19 protein-coding genes are annotated in these 17,083 nt (G+C 45.3%); 10 read left to right on the top strand and 9 right to left on the bottom strand.

Annotated elements, in window-relative coordinates; translation table 11 throughout:
• Window positions 1-3: 3 nt before the first annotated feature.
• The 3 genes from C7R93_RS02270 (at window position 4) to C7R93_RS02260 (ending at window position 3,233) form a co-directional block, all read left to right on the top strand.
• Window positions 4-1,305 (top strand): dihydrolipoamide acetyltransferase family protein, encoded by a 1,302-nt coding sequence (locus C7R93_RS02270; RefSeq protein ID WP_106837277.1) that lies wholly within the window; start codon window positions 4-6, stop codon window positions 1,303-1,305.
• Window positions 1,306-2,751, top strand: coding sequence for a dihydrolipoyl dehydrogenase (gene lpdA / locus C7R93_RS02265; RefSeq protein WP_106837276.1), 1,446 nt, complete (start codon window positions 1,306-1,308; stop codon window positions 2,749-2,751). It begins immediately after the preceding gene.
• 131 nt (window positions 2,752-2,882) lie between these two features.
• Window positions 2,883-3,233: a VOC family protein gene (locus C7R93_RS02260; protein WP_106837275.1), complete on the top strand. Its 351-nt coding sequence runs from the start codon at window positions 2,883-2,885 to the stop codon at window positions 3,231-3,233.
• Between the two features lie 139 nt (window positions 3,234-3,372).
• Here C7R93_RS02260 and C7R93_RS02255 read toward each other — a convergent pair whose 3' ends face one another.
• Genes C7R93_RS02255 through C7R93_RS30515 form a run of 4 tightly spaced genes read right to left on the bottom strand, consistent with a single transcriptional unit; the run spans window position 3,373 to window position 4,626 of the window.
• Entirely contained in the window at window positions 3,373-3,963 is a 591-nt protein-coding gene (locus C7R93_RS02255) for an NAD(P)H oxidoreductase (RefSeq protein WP_106837274.1), read from the bottom strand.
• A 2-nt stretch (window positions 3,964-3,965) separates the two neighbouring features.
• Window positions 3,966-4,199 (bottom strand): hypothetical protein, encoded by a 234-nt coding sequence (locus C7R93_RS30525; RefSeq protein ID WP_244191429.1) that lies wholly within the window; start codon window positions 4,197-4,199, stop codon window positions 3,966-3,968.
• On the bottom strand, window positions 4,196-4,423 hold the full coding sequence (locus C7R93_RS30520) for a hypothetical protein (RefSeq protein WP_244191428.1): 228 nt from the start codon (window positions 4,421-4,423) through the stop codon (window positions 4,196-4,198). Before C7R93_RS30520 ends, C7R93_RS30525 begins: the two co-directional genes overlap by 4 nt.
• Window positions 4,424-4,461: 38 nt before the next feature.
• Entirely contained in the window at window positions 4,462-4,626 is a 165-nt protein-coding gene (locus tag C7R93_RS30515) for a hypothetical protein (RefSeq protein WP_244191427.1), read from the bottom strand.
• Between the two features lie 168 nt (window positions 4,627-4,794).
• Between C7R93_RS30515 and C7R93_RS02245 the strand changes: the two genes are divergently transcribed.
• Entirely contained in the window at window positions 4,795-5,142 is a 348-nt protein-coding gene (locus C7R93_RS02245; RefSeq protein ID WP_106837273.1) for a winged helix-turn-helix transcriptional regulator, read from the top strand.
• A gap of 491 nt (window positions 5,143-5,633) precedes the next feature.
• The gene (locus C7R93_RS02235) at window positions 5,634-6,128 is read left to right on the top strand and encodes a YdhK family protein (RefSeq protein WP_106837755.1); all 495 of its coding nucleotides are present in this window, start codon (window positions 5,634-5,636) and stop codon (window positions 6,126-6,128) included.
• A gap of 92 nt (window positions 6,129-6,220) precedes the next feature.
• Here C7R93_RS02235 and C7R93_RS02230 read toward each other — a convergent pair whose 3' ends face one another.
• From C7R93_RS02230 to C7R93_RS02220, 3 genes are all read right to left on the bottom strand, one after another.
• Complete coding sequence (locus tag C7R93_RS02230; protein ID WP_106837754.1) at window positions 6,221-6,691, bottom strand: GbsR/MarR family transcriptional regulator; 471 nt, start codon at window positions 6,689-6,691, stop codon at window positions 6,221-6,223.
• A gap of 133 nt (window positions 6,692-6,824) precedes the next feature.
• Window positions 6,825-8,210, bottom strand: a complete 1,386-nt coding sequence (locus C7R93_RS02225) for a M14 family zinc carboxypeptidase (RefSeq protein ID WP_106837271.1) — start codon at window positions 8,208-8,210, stop codon at window positions 6,825-6,827.
• Window positions 8,203-9,396, bottom strand: coding sequence for an MFS transporter (locus C7R93_RS02220; protein ID WP_106837270.1), 1,194 nt, complete (start codon window positions 9,394-9,396; stop codon window positions 8,203-8,205). Before C7R93_RS02220 ends, C7R93_RS02225 begins: the two co-directional genes overlap by 8 nt.
• Before the next feature lie 358 nt (window positions 9,397-9,754).
• Here C7R93_RS02220 and C7R93_RS02215 point away from each other — a divergent pair, with 358 nt between their 5' ends.
• Entirely contained in the window at window positions 9,755-10,603 is an 849-nt protein-coding gene (locus C7R93_RS02215) for a VOC family protein (protein ID WP_106837269.1), read from the top strand.
• 95 nt (window positions 10,604-10,698) lie between these two features.
• Here C7R93_RS02215 and C7R93_RS02210 read toward each other — a convergent pair whose 3' ends face one another.
• Window positions 10,699-11,328 carry a hypothetical protein gene (locus C7R93_RS02210; protein WP_106837268.1) on the bottom strand — a complete coding sequence of 210 codons (630 nt, stop codon included), beginning with the start codon at window positions 11,326-11,328 and terminating at the stop codon, window positions 10,699-10,701.
• Between the two features lie 285 nt (window positions 11,329-11,613).
• On the opposite strand from C7R93_RS02210, the gene C7R93_RS02205 reads away from it, so the two are divergent.
• The 3 genes from C7R93_RS02205 to C7R93_RS30510 are packed head-to-tail and all read left to right on the top strand — an operon-like array spanning window position 11,614 to window position 13,581.
• On the top strand, window positions 11,614-12,036 hold the full coding sequence (locus C7R93_RS02205; protein WP_106837267.1) for a MaoC/PaaZ C-terminal domain-containing protein: 423 nt from the start codon (window positions 11,614-11,616) through the stop codon (window positions 12,034-12,036).
• 26 nt (window positions 12,037-12,062) lie between these two features.
• The gene (locus C7R93_RS02200) at window positions 12,063-13,316 is read left to right on the top strand and encodes a class I adenylate-forming enzyme family protein (RefSeq protein ID WP_244191426.1); all 1,254 of its coding nucleotides are present in this window, start codon (window positions 12,063-12,065) and stop codon (window positions 13,314-13,316) included.
• Between the two features lie 19 nt (window positions 13,317-13,335).
• On the top strand, window positions 13,336-13,581 hold the full coding sequence (locus tag C7R93_RS30510; protein ID WP_244191443.1) for an AMP-binding enzyme: 246 nt from the start codon (window positions 13,336-13,338) through the stop codon (window positions 13,579-13,581).
• A gap of 40 nt (window positions 13,582-13,621) precedes the next feature.
• Here the strand turns inward: C7R93_RS30510 and C7R93_RS02195 are convergent, their stop codons facing one another.
• Complete coding sequence (locus tag C7R93_RS02195) at window positions 13,622-15,706, bottom strand: sigma-54-dependent Fis family transcriptional regulator (RefSeq protein ID WP_158264003.1); 2,085 nt, start codon at window positions 15,704-15,706, stop codon at window positions 13,622-13,624.
• 203 nt (window positions 15,707-15,909) lie between these two features.
• Between C7R93_RS02195 and C7R93_RS02190 the strand changes: the two genes are divergently transcribed.
• Window positions 15,910-17,070 (top strand): acyl-CoA dehydrogenase family protein, encoded by a 1,161-nt coding sequence (locus C7R93_RS02190; RefSeq protein WP_106837265.1) that lies wholly within the window; start codon window positions 15,910-15,912, stop codon window positions 17,068-17,070.
• Window positions 17,071-17,083: the final 13 nt, after the last annotated feature.

Below are 17,083 nucleotides of genomic sequence, written 5' to 3'. Positions count from 1 at the left end.
CATATGGTTGAGTTCAAGCTTCCTGATGTGGGAGAAGGTATGCATGAAGGAGAAATCGTAAAAGTACTGGTTCGCATGGGTGAATCCGTTCAACAGGATCAGCCGCTGCTGGAGGTGCAGACAGACAAGGTGAATGCCGAGCTGTCTGCACCAGTGACTGGTATCATTCGTGAAATTTTCATCTCGGAAGGGGAAACCGTAGAGGTCGGAACTACCCTTCTCGTGATAGATGCAGGTGGGGAAGCAAAGAAGGAAGAGACAAAGCTTCCAGAAAAGGTCGTAACTCCCGAAAAGACAGTCCATTTTGCACCGGCACGCGCTGATCACCGACGCTCATTGGCCACGCCATACGTTCGGCAACTGGCGCGGGAAATGAAGCTGGATATCGAGCTGGTCACGGGTACAGGAGCAGCGGGACGTGTGACGGAAGAAGATTTGCGACAATTCGCCAGTCGACTGCAAAAATCGGCGCCAGCTAAGTTTCCAACGACGGCTACAGGCAATGAGCGGCTGTTGGAGGCAAGTACAGTGGCGGTTGAGTCTGAACAGGTGGTTCAGCCGAAAACAGAAACCACTATTCGTGTCGCCCCCTCGTCGCAGGGAGATATCGAGCGGCTACCTTTAAAAGGCATCCGGAAAAAGATTGCCGAGCACATGGTGAAATCAGTCACCATCATCCCGCATGTAACTTCAGTGGATGAACTGGAGATGGATCAGCTCCGAGCACTCCGAGAAAAGTTGAAACCACATGCAGATAAGCGGAATATCAAGCTGACCTTCTTGCCGTTCTTTATCAAGGCGCTGGTCATTGCCTTGAAGGAATACCCAACGTTAAACGCATCGATTGACGATCGTACGAATGAAATCTTACTCAAACGCTTTTACCATATCGGCATTGCCACAGATACGCCTGAGGGCTTGATCGTACCAGTCATCAAGGATGCAGACTACAAATCAATTTTTCAACTCGCAGAAGAAATCGATCAACTGGCACGCTTGGCTCGTGAAGGCAAACTGACTATGGAGCATATAACGGGTGGCACTTTTACAATCAGCAATGTAGGACCAATCGGGGGGCTACAAGCAACTCCAATCATTAATCACCCGGAAGTGGCCATTATCAGCTTGCACAAAATGGAGAAGCGCTGGGTCGTGCGTGAGGATGAAGGCGTCATTCGCTGGATGATGAACCTGTCACTTTCGTTTGATCACCGTCTGATCGATGGCGTGACGGCCGTGCGTTTTACTAACCGGATCAAGGAACTGCTGGAAGATCCGAATCTATTGTTTGCGGAGATGGTATAGATGGTAGTCGGGGAAGTAGCAGTGGAAACAGATGTGGTTGTTATCGGTGGTGGTCCAGGAGGTTATGCAGCCGCTATTCGTCTCGGACAGCTGGGGCAATCGGTCGTTCTGATTGAAAAAGAAGTCCTTGGTGGGGTCTGCTTGAATCGCGGATGCATTCCGTCGAAAGCACTGATTCATGCAGCAGGTGAATATCACAAGCTCAGTAGTCTGAATAAGCTTGGAATCCAACTGCCGACAGGGAAAGCGACGTTCCATATGCCGAGCTGGCAGTCGTGGAAGTCTTCTGTCGTTACGCAACTGAACAAAGGGGTCGATTATCTCTGTCAGGCCAATGGGGTTACAGTCGTGAAGGGAACTGCGACATTTCTCTCGAGTGATCGGATCGGCGTCGAGACGGGTGGTGATTTTGAAACATACAAATTCAAACACGCGATTATCGCGACAGGCTCACGTCCACTCATTCCATCATTTCTGAAGCCAGATGGAGAATATATTCTGGATTCAACTGATATGCTGGCACTGGAAGAGGTTCCGCAAACACTGGCCATTATTGGTGGTGGTTATATTGGAATGGAGCTCGGGATGGCGCTCGCCAAGCTTGGATCGCAGGTGACCGTCATTGAGGCTGCCGAGCGCATTTTGCCGCAAACAGCCGCCCATCTCTCTCGGGAAGTGCTCAAGCAGGCGAAACAGCTCGGGATGACGGTAAAGATCACGACGAAGGTAGAGAAGGCTGAGGTGGTGGATGGAAGAGTCACGCTCACTTGCACTTCGGAAAAGAATGGTTCCGAAAGTATCACCGCACATAAAGCGCTCATTACCATAGGGCGAGTGCCTAACACAGGTGAACTCGGACTTGCTCAGGCGGGAGTGGAAATGGACGAGCGAGGCTACATTCCTGTGGCACCGACCGGTAGTACGAATAAGTCGCATATTTATGCGATCGGCGATGTAACACCTGGCCCTGCTTTAGCACATCGTGCGGCGAAGCAAGGGATTGTGGCTGCGGAGGTGATCGCAGGGCTACCTAGCAGCGTAGATTCTCCGTATGTGCCTTATGTGATTTTTACCGAGCCGCAAATAGCTGGTGTGGGGATGACAAGAGAAGAGGCAGAGCTTCAAGGGTACAAAGTCAAAGTAGCGACGTTCCCATATCGAGCGAATGGCAGAGCACTAGCGATGGATAAAGGAGAAGGTTTTGCAGAAGTGATTGTGGACCAAGAAAGCCATTTATTGTTGGGAATGCACGTTGTAGGGGCTGATGCGTCGAACCTGATCGGGGAGGGGGTGTTGGCACTTGAGCTTGCTGCACGTGTAGAAGATGTAGCATTAACCATGCATCCGCATCCCACTTTAAGCGAGGTATGGCTGGAGGCTGCTGAAGCAGTGTTAGGTCATGCCATTCATATCGTAAACAAATCAAAAGTAGCTGCGAATAAATAGATTGATTATGAAACCTTAAAGACATGTGACGGATAATCATGACAATGATCAGCCTCGGGGAATATCAAGATTAGCATTTGCATGAATGTGCTACGCTTGAATTAATCTCGTGCAAAGGATGTGTGGTCATTATGAAACTGAATCACGTCAATCTTACCGTTACGGATGTTCCAGCTGCTTCTGATTTCTTGGAGAAATACTTTGGTCTTAAAAAGCTAGATACGTCCGAAGATACCCGTGGAGATAATTTTGGGGTCCTGTTTGACGATAATGGCTTGGTGTTTACCTTAATGAAGGGTGCCGAAGTCCAATATCCCAAGACATTTCATATCGGCTTCATCCAGGAGAGCGAAGAGAAAGTCAACGAGATTAATCAACGACTGAAAGAAGATGGCTACAAAGTTGCCTCACCGGTACGGTCACATGGCTGGACGTTTTATGTGAAAGCTCCTGGTGGGTTTACCGTTGAGGTTCTTGCGTAACGCACGAATTCACATAGTCAAAAGCCTTCTTTTCCTCACAAGAAAAGGGGGCTTTCTCATATGTTACATCCGGTATGTCAGAAGGGGTGGGCGTTTACTCTAGCAACGCCCACCTTTGGCTTTGATTGAAAGATATTTTTTATACGTGCAGGTTCTCTTTTCTCCCATAATGGAATCCAAATTGATACGCGCGGTCCAACAGCTGTTCGATATGAGCAGGGTTTTGCTCCAAGGTTTCATAAAGGAACTCAACCCGCGAATCATCGATTCCGGCGTAACTGGAGATACCGACATTGAGGTGGTGCGCCAGCATTTGGTCATAATTTCTTTTTTGAAAATGATCCTCGGGAGCAGCTGCGAGACCGATCCACAATGCATGCATATGATGCAGTTTACGTGAGCCATAGGCAAACCCGTTGTTCCAGACGCGATCGATATATCCTTTCAGCATGGCCGGCATGTTGTACCACCAGATCGGAAAAATGAAGGCTAACGCGTCGTGCTTTCTCATCCGTTCCATTTCGATCTCAACCTCTGGAGAATAGCGCTTATCCCCATTGTTCCAATCTGGCTCATCTTCCTCCCATAAAACAGGGTTAAATCCACTGCGATGCAAATCCAAAACTCCAACCTCATGTCCAGCATCTGTCAGCCCTTGAACGAAACGTTCTGCAACGGCAAAGGTCAAGGAATTGGTTCGTGGATGGGTAACAACTGTCAGTACTTTCATTTTCATTCACCCTCTATTTCTGTAGTAATTTGTATGCCAAAATCTTTGATACGGGCGACAGCGGTGTCGATGGGAAGCAATGTGTCAGGCAGATAGACTCCTCCAACAGCAAGTGGCTTGCCATTCCATCCGAGAATGCGCTCAATCGATAGCAAAACTCCAAGGGCTGTCATGTGGGCATGACGCTTTGGATCAGAGATGCTAATACGATAGGAGGCAGGTTTTCCCGTTTTCAAAATTCCCTTGATCTCGACATATCACCAGATAAACGCACCAATCTTCCATGTTTGGTAGCATCGACCCACTTCCATTGGGCATCTTGTCGCAGCAGGGCACGACTGATAAAGACTTCTGACTCTTCCAGCGTTGAAGGTCCAGTAATCCCAATGTGGGCAATTCCTTTCGTCAAAGCAGCTTGAAGGAGTACATCTCCAGGGGCTTGCACGGCGGCGACAATCAAATTCAGTTCCCCTAGATCCTCAATCGTTTGACCGTTCGTCAAGTCAAGGTAAGCTGTCCGAGTTCACGAGCGAGAGGAGCCCCTTTTTCCAGATTGCGACCTGCCAGTACAATCTCGACATCATTGTTCATGCTCCGGATTAGGCGAGCGATTGCACTGCCAATGACACCGTAGCCTCCCACGATCAGGATGCGATTCACCATGTTTCTTCCCTCCAGTTTTGCAAGTAAGGCGCTGGTATATCCGAATCATGCACCATATAATGGAATGTGAAAAGTACGCACTTTTTTGTGCTTTCGATACCAAAAAGTAATATAGGTACCAAAAAGTTCCTGTAAAAATCGTGGGTAATGAGGGAGGATAGCCAATCGATGAGGCCAAAGCTCAAGCATACATACCAGATTCCTTCTGAAGCGACGTTAGATGTTTTAGGTGGCAAATGGAAAACCTTGATTTTATGCCAGTTATACTACGGGCCAAAAAGGAATAGCGAATTGAAAAAACAAATGCCGGACATTAGCCAAAAAATCCTGACACAGCAGCTTCGCGAGCTAGAAGAGGACGGCATCGTCATCAGGACTGTGTACAGCCAAGTACCGCCAAAAGTCGAGTATGAATTGAGTGAATTGGGAGAAACGCTTAAGCCAATCATGGACCTCATGTGCGAATGGGGCGAACGTTACATTCGAGGGGAAATACCGGGGAAAGAGCACATATGATTTTGCCAAAAAGCATCTCTTTCAGCCTCTGAACATCGAAGAGTCGTATTGGTATTCTGAGGACAGGGGATTCATAACGGGGGAGACGGATTACGTCTTACGGCTTGCATTGGTGGAGTGACAGAATCGATTCAAGCAAGGATTGGACAGAGGATAGCTGGTACTATTTTGCCCTTGGCTTTGGCGGGCAGTACATACTTGCAGCAGAATAGAACGAAAACCAGTTCAGGACTCGAGCAAGTACTGAACTGGTTTTTTTTACTTGAAACATTTTACTTGGACGGTACGTCTTTATGGACAAGAGTTTTACTGGCATGGATCCCTGATCCGACAGTTTGCCGTCCGCTCTACTTTTACAGTGTCTTAGGATGTATTCATGTAAAGCAACAAGCAGGAGGCAAGTGGATAAGGAAGGTCTTGTGTATCCATAATACCTTACAGCAAGAGGAAATCTACTATTGACAGACAACAAGGAATTCGGGGTGTTTAGAATGAAAAAATGGAAACTGTTATCACTCATGCTGGTTACCGCTATGGGGTTAAGTGCATGTGGCGGTGCTGCTGCACCGGATGTAATGGAGCAAGTAGAGGTGGTACCGAAACCTACGTTTACGGTAGGGAGTGAAGTCATCTTGAAAGCAGGTCACCAGCCGGGAATGCAAGGGGCGAAAGCAAAAATTGTGGGGGCTTACGACACAACGGCCTATTCAGTGACCTATACGCCTACAACGGGTGAGCAGGCAGTGAAGGCTTATAAATGGATCATTCAAGAAGAAATCAAGAACCATATCAAGCAACCGTATAATCCGGGAACGGAAGTAGTCTTGAAGGCGGATCATGTGAAAGGGATGCTCGATGCATCAGGCAAGCTTGATACGGCAAATACAACGACTGTCTATATGATCGATTACACGCCCACAACAGGTGGAGGAGAGGTCAAGAATTATAAATGGGTGACGGAAAACGAACTATCACCAGTCAAATGATCGATGCCATCCTCCATGAAAAAAGGGCAGCCGTGGCTTTTTCACCGCCAAAGTTGCCTTTCTGCTTTTCCATTGATACAAGCGGTTTGATGTTACATGCGACGAGACTTCCACTCAACGAGCATTTGGTTTAGAGATTCCCTGTATAGCTCAATTCCTTCGAGCATCTCATGGAATCGCTGCATAACTAGATCACTTTGCTTCAAACTTTCAATTTGCATTCCTTTTTCTATGACATTCTTCAATGATAGGATTCGCTCTAAATTCTGTAATATCTCTTCTTCAATTGCGTTTGGTGCCATGATGTAATAGCTCACACGGTCACCTGTCACACTCTTTTTTTCCGCGAATCCAAATTTTAAAAGAATGCGTATATTGGTAGACACACTTCCTAGACTGACTTGTAATGTAGTGGCAATCTGCTCGGATGAAAGGGGTTCCTGTGAGACCATCAACAGTCCAATTATCCGACCAGCAATTCTGGATAATCCTTGATTTTCGTGATGGAGAGCCATTTCTTCAATCAATTGCATCGTTTCCGCCGTTAATTTGTCCAACTTCATGACTCCTTTTTCCTCGTTTTTCCCGATTTCCATGCTTTTGTCTATTATACTACCAATAATCATCACTTTCTTCAGAAAATACCAAAAGAAAATGCGCCTGCTCTGCTGACAGGCGCTCACGTCATACATTATTTTAGTGCGTGGCGGTGCTTTCATGGGTTTGACGAAGGAATTCCATGATCATCAAGGCAGAACCTAACTGGACCCCGCACAATTCGCGCAAAGGACGCATCGACCAGTTAAAAAAGGAGAGTAGCTCTTGTAAGCCTTGATCCAGCCATTTTTCTGAATCTGCTCGAATCTCTGAAAGGGTGATGTTTTCGGGCTGGGCATCCAGCATGCGAATCAGCATACTGCAGCAGCATAGAGAGCTCCATAGAGTGCGTAGTCTCAAGTCAAACATTTCAGCTACTGTTGCGAAGCGCGACAATGCTGCATCACTTTCCGCTAATTTTACATGATGGGATCGAGATTCCTCCATCCCGATCAGAAAATCCTCTACAGATCGCTGAAATCTGGTTGGTACCGTTATAAATGCCTGTGCGCTTTGGTACTGTTTGGATAAAAAAGCAATCTGTTCCCCTTCCAGTTTCGCTATGTCCAGCATAGCTTCCTTGTAGCTATGAGTGGTTTCAGATTTATCTTCCATCCTTGGATCCGTAAACAACGATAATTCCGAAACAAGGCAAAAGGTATGGTAACGTGCCCCAGCATAATCGCGGGACGAGCCCCCCATGAGGATTGCTTTGGCAGGGTCTTCTCCAGTAGGCAGGATACTTTCGTAGTAATCATACATAGCAGACAGCTCAGGCAGCTGATAAAAACCGTCTTGGATAGGTGGCATGAATGGCGCTTCCGGTTCGCCGATCATCAACGGTAATTGATGATCATGCGTCAGTTTAATGATCTGTTGGCACAATGCGTCGGGAAGAGGAGTCGATACATAATAAAACGTTCCGGTTTGATCGGAGCTATGCATGCTGTTGAGGAAATGCGGCTTGGCTTCATCAATCGCCCGCATAAATGCTACGGTTTCAGGAATGGGCTCACTGAAGCTGAACGTTTTATGCGCATATGGGAATGTCCATTCAACTTGTTCGAGCATACTGGGACGATAGTAGCTGCGGATGTAACGGTCTGGAGAAAAAGGGCCTCCGTACCATCCTTCATTCAATCGGCAACCATCTACATCGATTTCTTTGATGATATAAAAGGTATAATCCATTTGCTCTAATAGGGCAGTGTCCTCACATAGCTTCTTGCTGAGGTACTCTAGGGATAGAGCTCCAATCGGCTCATTTGGATGCGGACAACCGACGAACAGCGCGCGATGCTGGCCATTTCCGATTCGCAGCATGAGGATTGGGTGTCCGTCAGTAGAGTGACCAACGGTACTGAGGGTAACAAGATGTGGATAGGCGGCTGCTAATTCACGGGAAGAGGTGTCCAATTCCTCAATCGTTCGAAAATGTGAGAAATCAGGCATGTCTTGCAGCAGTTTTTGTATGAAATCAGTCAAGCTCCTCACTCCTTTTGAGATGGATGAGAAAAGAAGAAACAAAAGCGATTCCTGCACCTACTAGCAATAGGGCAAAACCGGCTTGAAAGGAGAACGCCTGAATGAATGCGCCCATCGCGATTGGTGTAAGAATACTTGCCAGTTTTCCTCCGGTTAACAGAATGCCACTAGCAGTGCCTAAAGCATCTGAGGGAATGATACGCATGGTAAGTCCAAGAATGGGTTGAGTGGTAAGGGAGAGAAAAAACAAAGAGATCGACTCAAACAACAGAAACAGATTGACATTTTCAGATAGGATCATGAGCGTAAGGAAAATCGTTGAGAACAAAAGGGACGGAATGACCATCATTCGAAACTTTCGATGAAAATAACGGTCAAACAACCAACCGCCAGCCAAATTACCAAGCATGGAAATGAGAAGAGGAAGCGATGCGTATAAGCCTGATTGGGTAATAGCGAGATGTTTTTCAGTTGTTAAGTAGGTAGGTACCCATGTCAAGCATCCAATCATCACGATTTGAATTCCGCAGAGCATACTTGTTAGTTTCCACAAATACCCGTTACGAAAAAGAGACATGAAAGGGGTAGGTTTCGACTTTGATGCTGAGCATGAAGGTTGTTTAATTACGAAAGGACGGGGAAGGAATATCCAGAGAATGGGGGCCAAGAGAAGGCCGATTGATGCAGTAACAAAAGCAGCTTCCTGCCATCCCAGTATCGCAATCAATGGTGCTACTAGAAAAGGGGCAAGTCCAGTCCCAATTGGTTCGGCTGATGAAACAATGGATAATGTGGTCGTACGGATGTTTGCAGGTGTTCGTTCGGCAATTGCTTTTAACATAGCAGGCAGAAGTGGGGCATCGATAAACCCCAACAAAACACGGACAACGAGTAAGGCTGCAAAACCTGTGACCGCCCCTGTAAGCGCAGTCAATATTGCCCACAGTACCAAGCTGATCACAATAATCTGCTTCGATCCTCGTTTATCAGCAATGATCCCTCCTGGAATGGTAAAAATCGCGAAGCCCAAAAAATAAGCACTCACGATCGCACCTTGCTCCACTGGATTCAGATGAAATTCCTCTCCAATAAGTGGTAGTGCCATAATGATGCTGTACGAGCCAAGAACCCCTACGAGCGTAGTGACAAATAAGAGCATAGCACTGATCGAAGCAGCCTTTTTCATGTACATCACCTCCTAAGATGTATTATGTGTATTATCTTAGTTATTTTCAGTTATTTTAGTCAATACTGAAATTACTGAAATATATGTACGGAATTGAAGGAAATGCCCCAGCCTTGGGTATCATTCCAGAAATCGTGGAGAAAGCGATCTGAAAAAGGACGTCAAAAAAAAGCGATGTACCGCTTTTTTGTTTGCCAAGGATTTTTCGTGACAATCGGCATGCAATGCATTATAGTAACCCTATTACTAAAAGTAAGTTTTTGATTGCAAATTCATAACTGCATAAAGACGGTTTTTTATGGTCAGCTTGAGAGTAGTCAGAAGAACGCCATTTGATAAAACGAGGAGGGACACACTCATGAATTTTCATCAAAGTCCGAATACGTTTGTCCAACAAGTCAACCTCAAGGTGCAAAACTTGGATCGATCCCTGGCTTATTATCAGGAGGTTATCGGTTTCCAAATTTTGAACCAATCTGCAACAAAAGCGGAATTGACTGCTGACGGCAAAACAGCATTACTTTCCATCGAACAACTCCATGCCGCATTACCAAAACAAAATCATACGACAGGTTTGTATCATTTTGCGCTTTTGCTGCCAAAACGCTCAGATTTGGCTAGCATTGTGCGACACTTCTCTGCGTTGAATTTGCGCATCGGGTCCTCGGATCATCTTGTTAGTGAAGCCTTATATTTATCGGACCCGGATGGAAATGGAATTGAAATTTATGCTGATCGTGATCCTGGTAGTTGGAGTTGGCATGGAAGCACCGTAGACATGGCAACAGATCCATTGGATTTTACAGATTTGTTGTCTAGCGGGGAACAGACTGCGTGGAAGGGTCTGCCTGCTGGTACCATCATGGGACATATTCATCTGCATGTATCGAAGTTGAATGAAGCGGAACAGTTTTATACCAACGGACTTGGCTTTGAGGTAGTGAACCGATATGGAGCTCAAGCACTGTTCATCTCCACGGGTAAATACCATCATCATATCGGGTTGAATACATGGGCGGATGTCGGTGCTCCACCGCCACATCCGAACAGTGCAGGACTTGAATCGTTTGTTCTGGTGCTCTCGAATGAGGAAGCGAGAAATCGTGTAATAGCTCAGTTAAGAGAAATCGGTGCATCTGTTCAGGAGGAGAGCGGCCATTTTGTTACGGAGGATCCTTCCGGCAATCGGATTCAACTGCATATTTAATTGGAAGCCGCAGGAGAGCTTTCATTTCGAATAACGAAAACGACCTGTGGGTTGCATGAATGGTTTTCCATCGTGCTACCTACAGGTCGTTTTAATTAGTACTTTCTTGTGAGGATTCGAGAATTCTGTCCGTCTACAGTGATCTCCCAGCCTCTTGGTATTTCATAAGCAAAGGCTGGCGAAGGATGCTTGATCGCTTCAATGCTGGACTCAGTAGGGATACTGGTGATATTTACGATATGTTTTTCAAAGAGATTTAGATTTACCACGACCCAGCCATATGGTACAGGCTGACTGGTTGAGACCCATTTATTCTCCAGCTCTTGAGGTTGGTACCGTTTTTTATTCTCATTTCTGATATCTATATAAGCCTGTCTCTTGCTGTTATAGCCTCGACCGATTTCTACCCAACCAGAAGGGATGTTAAAGCTTAAGCTTCTTTCCACTTGCCCATAATTAGCGCCAACAATATATTTCGCTATTTCATATCCACGCTGTGTTCCACGATGTGGCTCTTTTTCAATCGAAATCCATCCATTCGGAAAGAACGTATCGTATGCCACTACTAACGTATCACCGTACCGCCAGTTTCCTTCAAAGATATTTTTTTGTGGACGGACGATAGAGTCTTTTCCTTTTCCTACCGCATCTGCTGCTTGAGTCGGGACGATCAGGAATGACGATGCCAAGACGAGAATACCCAAACTTCTTACCACTTTTTTCATAGCTTTACTCCTCCATAGGAATACAAAAAATAAAATGAATTTCAATAAGTATGATAAATTCAAAGCAAAATTGAAAATTCCTTCTTTATGTGGAAGAAATTTCATGTAAGTAGTGGTCGAGGGAAAAACCAAGTTAGTGATTAGTGGCATTGTTTACAACCTGTAAAGCATCATTAACAACATTTTGTAAATGGCGCGTTACAGGTTTTTACGTTGTCGGTCAATTTCTGTCTTTTCTATGTTGGCATAATGCTTGCGTGTATGTGAATGAAGAGGTGATCAATCATGAAATTCGATGAGATTTCTATCGGACAAATGCTCGTAACTAAGTCATATAAAATGAACAAGGAAGAGATCATAGCGTTTGCATCGGTATACGATCCACAGTACATGCACATTGATGAGGAAAAGGCAAAGCAAAGCCGGTTCAAAGGGATCATTGCATCGGGACTGCATACCGTCAATATTTCCTTTAAGCTATGGGTGGAAACGGGGGTTTTCGGTGACGATGTCATAGCGGGTACAGGCATTCACAATCTAAAATTTCTCAGACCGGTATATCCCGAAGATGTTTTGTACGTCACAGCTACAGTCATAGAGAAAAAAGAAAGAAGGGAGGCAGGGGAAGTTACGGTCTTGCTCACTACTTTCAAAAATGAGGGGGAGCAAGTCTTGGAAGCAGAAATGTCAGCATTAATAGCCAAGTAGTATTAATCAGAAGGAGGGCAAGCGTAATGAATATCGTAAAAATGCTAGAGGTGAACGCCGCTCGACATCCGTGGAAAGAAGCGATCATTTATCAGGACAGACAGTATACGTATGACGAATTTAATGGGATCGTCAACCAACTTGCGCATGGGTTAATAGCTAGAGGGGTTGCCAAGGGCGACAAGGTAGCTCTGATGATGAAGAATTCGGATTACTTTGCGATCGCCTATTACGCTTGCGCAAAAATTGGGGCGGTACTTGTTCCGATGAATTTTCGTCTATTGGAGAAGGAATTGAACTATATCATCACACAGTCCGACTCGAAGCACATTATCTCAGATACCGAATTTGAAGAAGTTATTCTGCAAGCAATCTCTCATCAAGTACCGATCCAAAACCTCGTTTCCGTTCCTCAGGCGAAGAACGAATCCTTTACATCCATCTCTGAAATGTTATCTGAAAATAAAGAAAATATAGAGGTGGAGCTGACAGGGACGGATGATTTGCATATCTTGTACACGTCAGGGACAACTGGTTTTCCAAAGGGCGCTGTCTTTGATCATGATCGCGTAAAAAACGTTGCCTTACAATTTATTTTAACGTTAGGCTATCATTCCGAAGAGCGAATGATGAATTTTGCCCCGCTCTTTCACTGTGCGCAGCTTACCATTGGGTTGATCAGTGGTTTGTATGTCGGTGGTTTGTCGGTCATTTATCGCGATTTTAAACCGAGAGAGATATTAGCTGACATCGGCAAATACAAAATCACGACCTTTCTAGCCGTTCCTACCATGCACCTCGCTTTTCTGCAAATTCCAAAACAGGATGATTTTGATTTTTCCACGATGGAAAAATACACGTATGGCTCCGCGCCAATGTCTGAACACGTTGTAAGAAAATGCATGGAGTATTTTGGTTCTCATCAATTTTATAGTTTATGTGGTCAGACAGAGGGTGGTCCAAATGGTATCCTGTTATATCCAAAAGACCACGAGACGCACGCTGGCATGGCAGGAAGAGAATCATCTGCGTTTACATTATTTGATATCGTTAATGCCGATGGACATTCTACAAAACCAGGCGAGGTAGGGGAGTTTATCGTCAAAGGTCCAACCGTGATGAAAGAATACTATAATAACCCACAGGCAACAGCGGAAACGATTCGCGATGGTTGGTTATACACAGGTGACTTGGCAGTGAGAGACGAAGAAAACTACGTCAAATTAGTAGATCGCAAAAAAGATATGATCATCGGGTGGCGAAAATGTTTATTCCGTTGAAGTGGAAAACGTATTGGGGATGCACCCTAGCATTGCGGAAGTCGCGGTAATTGGCACGCCGGACCCCACGTGGGGGGAGCTGGTAACTGCGGTAGTAGTAGCAAAAGCGGGTGAAATAGTAAATGAGCAAGCCATCATCGATTATGCCAAGCAGCACGTAGCTGGGTATAAAGTTCCGCGAAAAGTGATTTTTGTCGAGAGTTTACCGAGAAATGCTTCTGGTAAACTCCTGAAATACCAGTTGAGAGAAAAAGTAAATGCCTAAAGAAAAGGCGGTTGACCCCAATATAGGTCAGCCGCACTTCTTATTCGAGCTGATATTTCTTCATTTTTGCGTATAGCCAAGGTCTACTGATCCCGAGAAGCTGGCTCGCTTTTGATTTATTTCCTTTTGCCTCCTTGAGGGCCGTGATGATCATTTCTTTCTCCGTCGACAGAATCTTGTCCTTATAGGTTGAGGGAATCTGCTGTGGCAGTGCTTTTTCTTCCGTCTCGTGCTGGAACGTAGGGAGATCATCAGCATCGATGTAGTCACCCGTTTTTATGTTAGCAGCTCTTTCCAGAACATTGTGGAGCTCTCTCACATTTCCTGACCAGGTATGCCTCATCAGCTTCGTCAACGCAGAATGGGTGACGCCTTTCACGTAAAATCCACTTTGATTGAGGCGATTGGTAATGGATTGTATGATGTCGGGTAAATCTTCTATTCTTTCTCGTAAAGGCGGAATGTTTAACCGCATAATATGTAATCGATAGTATAGATCCGCTCTGAACTTCCCCTCTGAGATTAATTGTTCAAGATTTTGGTTGGTGGCAGCAATGATTTTTGTATGTAAATGAATCGTCACTCCACTGCCAATCGGCTGAAATTCTTTCTCCTGCAGCACGCGCAATATTTTGGTTTGTAAGGGTAGCGACATATCTCCGATTTCATCTAAAAATAGCGTTCCATTTTGCGCGAGTTCAAACTTTCCTTTCATTCCGCCTTTTTTGGCTCCGGTAAACGCTCCATCTGCATATCCGAAGAATTCAGATTCAAGCAATTCAGAGGGAATCGCAGCACAATTCACTTGCACAAAAGCCCCCCTTTGTCCAGAAGCTGCATGGATCCCTTGAGCAAAGAGTTCTTTGCCCGTTCCACTTTCACCGACAATCAACACCGTAGACATGCTCTTCGCAGCTAATGTCGCCTCATGCTTGACTTTGCGGATTGCCTCTGATTCTCCGGCTATATCAAACAAGGTGTATTTGGTTCCTTTCATATTATTGATCTCGTTTTGATAGTCGGAGACTTGTTTTTCCAGCTTTTTCACTTTCGTTAAGGCTTCATGCAAATGGGGTAAGCCACGGTACGTTATTTTACAAATCGCGCTAATCGTTTCCTCTTTTTCCTTAATGGGCAAGATGGAAATGAGCGATTGTTGTCCGGCAATGATTTGTGGTGTATTGAGAATGCTGATCCCGCTTTGAATGACGTTTTCAATAGCAAGCTCCGGAAACAGCACAGTTGTGGAACGCTGTAATAGATCCTTGCTCTCCAGGCCAAACAAATCGGTGAAGCCTTTATTCACCATGGTAATTTCGGCTTTTTTATTGACTAGAATGATCCCATCATAGGCGAACTCGATAACCGACCTAAGCTTTTGTTCCCATTCTTTTGTTAGCTGCAATTCATTGATAGTCTGTTCAATTTGCGTAACGTCCTCCAAAATAACCATCGCGCCAACCAGTTCATCATGGCTGTGTAGCGGATAACAATGTACGTACAGATTTAAATCGTTCCATGTAATTTGTTTCTTTGCCACCTTGGCGCGTTCTTGTACTATCTCCTCGATTAGCTCTCGGATCAAATGCAATTCCGGATGATCACGAAAAGCATTCAGTTGATTTTCGTTGATGTTTAGCAGTTGGTGGGCTAATGAATTCGAAGCGTTGATCTGGAAGCTCGTATCAATCGATAGTAAGCCAAAGTTCAGATTATGAAAAAGGAGTGCTAGCTGCGATTCGAATTGACTGAGGACAATATTATAGGAGCGCAGTAGTTGTTCAGTGGAGATGACCCCAATCGGAACCATTTCTTCGTTCACTACAGGCGCATGTCCAACCTTATGCTTCAACAGGTACTGTCTTGTGAATTCAATCGTAGCGTTTGGGGATAGATAGATCGGATTCGGATGGTAGTATTCGGCGATGGTAGTATCAAAGGATGGCTGTGTGGTTAGGATTTTGAATATTTTGTTTTTCGTGATGATACCGATCAAACGATTGGATTCATCAATAACTGGAAGCATATTGGAGTGGGTTCTTATAAACAGGGGTAGCACATCATGGAGTGTGTCATGCTTGGAGCAGCAAACAAAATTCTTGGTCATAATATCAGTGGCGAGCATACGATCCCCCCTTATTAACGGCATTATAGCAAATGAAAATGGATGCGTTAACACTTTTTGGATAAGTTTTTTACACTTTACACTTTTCTGTAAATAATCAATAACAGTTCGCAATGAAAGACCCACCACTTTGCAAGTCCGAGAAATGGCACGGTATTTGCATAAATAAGCATACGAAGAATACTAAGAATGGAGGAGCCAGCATGTTTCAAACAATCGCCATTGAAGACGAATGGAAGCTATTCAAAAAATCGATTGAGGCCTTTGCCAAAAAAGAGATCGAAGCTAACTATAGCAAATGGGAAAAGGAAGGGATGTTCCCAAGAGAGCTATGGAATAAGCTGGGGGAGGCTGGTTTCCTATGCGTGGGCATACCCGAGCAATACGGCGGTTTAGGAGCACCTCTTTATTTCGAGGCGTGTATCATTGATGAATTCAGTCGGCTCGGGTACAACTCTATTTCCGGGGGACTTGCCGTTCATTCGAACATCGTCGCTCACTACCTGTTAAACTCCGGTACGGAAGAACAGAAAACGCATTACTTACCCAAAATGGCCACAGGGGAATATGTGGGTGCAATCGCAATGACTGAGCCTGGCGCCGGAAGTGATTTGCAAGGGATCAAAACGACGGCAATGAAGCACCCGGAAACAAGTGAATACACGATCAATGGCTCGAAGACATTTATCTCGAATGGTCAAATGTTTGACTTTGTGATCGTTGTAGCCAAAACCAATCAAGAAGCTCCCGTTTCGAAAGGTACAACTCTATTTATTGTGGATGAGTCGACCAAAGGTTTAACAAAAGGGAAGAACCTGAAGAAAATAGGTCTTCATTCTGCCGACACATCAGAACTATTTTTCGACGATGTTTGTGTGGCGCCTAGTCAAATCCTCGGTGCATTAGATGGTGGCTTTATCACGCTGATGAATGAACTGCCCCGGGAGAGGACGATCTTGGCAGTTGGTGCTTGTGGTGCTATGGAGGGAGCCCTAGAAATCACGATTCAGTACCTGCAAGAACGTGAAGCGTTCGGGAAACCACTTAGCAAGCTACAGGTGATTCGTCATAAAATCGCCGAGATGGTAACCGAAGCAAAAGTGAATCGGGCCTTTGTGAATCAGTGCTTGGTCTTACTAGAGAAAAACCAGCTGTCTACAGCCGAGGCAAGTATGGCAAAGCTCTCATCAACGGAAGCGCAATGCCGAGTGGCTGACGGTTGCTTGCAGCTATTTGGCGGCTACGGCTACATGGAAGAATATCCAATCTCCAGAGCGTATACAGACGCGAGAGTTCAACGCATCTATGGCGGTACTTCCGAAATCATGAAAGAAATTATTAGCAAGGACGTATTGGGAAAATAGAGGAGGAGGATGA

It is taken from the genome of Brevibacillus fortis, from assembly GCF_003013395.1.
Taxonomy (GTDB): domain Bacteria; phylum Bacillota; class Bacilli; order Brevibacillales; family Brevibacillaceae; genus Brevibacillus; species Brevibacillus fortis.
This window is presented reverse-complemented; position numbering and strand designations above follow the sequence as displayed.

Coding starts and splice junctions, on each gene's coding strand:
- C7R93_RS02215 (WP_106837269.1), top strand. CDS start 9,755: ATGAATTTTCATCAAAGTCCGAATACGTTTGTCCAACAAGTCAACCTC.
- lpdA (WP_106837276.1), top strand. CDS start 1,306: ATGGTAGTCGGGGAAGTAGCAGTGGAAACAGATGTGGTTGTTATCGGT.
- C7R93_RS02190 (WP_106837265.1), top strand. CDS start 15,910: ATGTTTCAAACAATCGCCATTGAAGACGAATGGAAGCTATTCAAAAAA.
- C7R93_RS02230 (WP_106837754.1), bottom strand. CDS start 6,691: ATGAAGTTGGACAAATTAACGGCGGAAACGATGCAATTGATTGAAGAA.
- C7R93_RS02205 (WP_106837267.1), top strand. CDS start 11,614: ATGAAATTCGATGAGATTTCTATCGGACAAATGCTCGTAACTAAGTCA.
- C7R93_RS30510 (WP_244191443.1), top strand. CDS start 13,336: ATGCACCCTAGCATTGCGGAAGTCGCGGTAATTGGCACGCCGGACCCC.
- C7R93_RS30515 (WP_244191427.1), bottom strand. CDS start 4,626: ATGGTGAATCGCATCCTGATCGTGGGAGGCTACGGTGTCATTGGCAGT.
- C7R93_RS02200 (WP_244191426.1), top strand. CDS start 12,063: ATGAATATCGTAAAAATGCTAGAGGTGAACGCCGCTCGACATCCGTGG.
- C7R93_RS02195 (WP_158264003.1), bottom strand. CDS start 15,706: ATGCTCGCCACTGATATTATGACCAAGAATTTTGTTTGCTGCTCCAAG.
- C7R93_RS02255 (WP_106837274.1), bottom strand. CDS start 3,963: ATGAAAGTACTGACAGTTGTTACCCATCCACGAACCAATTCCTTGACC.
- C7R93_RS02220 (WP_106837270.1), bottom strand. CDS start 9,396: ATGAAAAAGGCTGCTTCGATCAGTGCTATGCTCTTATTTGTCACTACG.
- C7R93_RS02245 (WP_106837273.1), top strand. CDS start 4,795: ATGAGGCCAAAGCTCAAGCATACATACCAGATTCCTTCTGAAGCGACG.
- C7R93_RS02270 (WP_106837277.1), top strand. CDS start 4: ATGGTTGAGTTCAAGCTTCCTGATGTGGGAGAAGGTATGCATGAAGGA.
- C7R93_RS02210 (WP_106837268.1), bottom strand. CDS start 11,328: ATGAAAAAAGTGGTAAGAAGTTTGGGTATTCTCGTCTTGGCATCGTCA.
- C7R93_RS02235 (WP_106837755.1), top strand. CDS start 5,634: ATGAAAAAATGGAAACTGTTATCACTCATGCTGGTTACCGCTATGGGG.
- C7R93_RS02260 (WP_106837275.1), top strand. CDS start 2,883: ATGAAACTGAATCACGTCAATCTTACCGTTACGGATGTTCCAGCTGCT.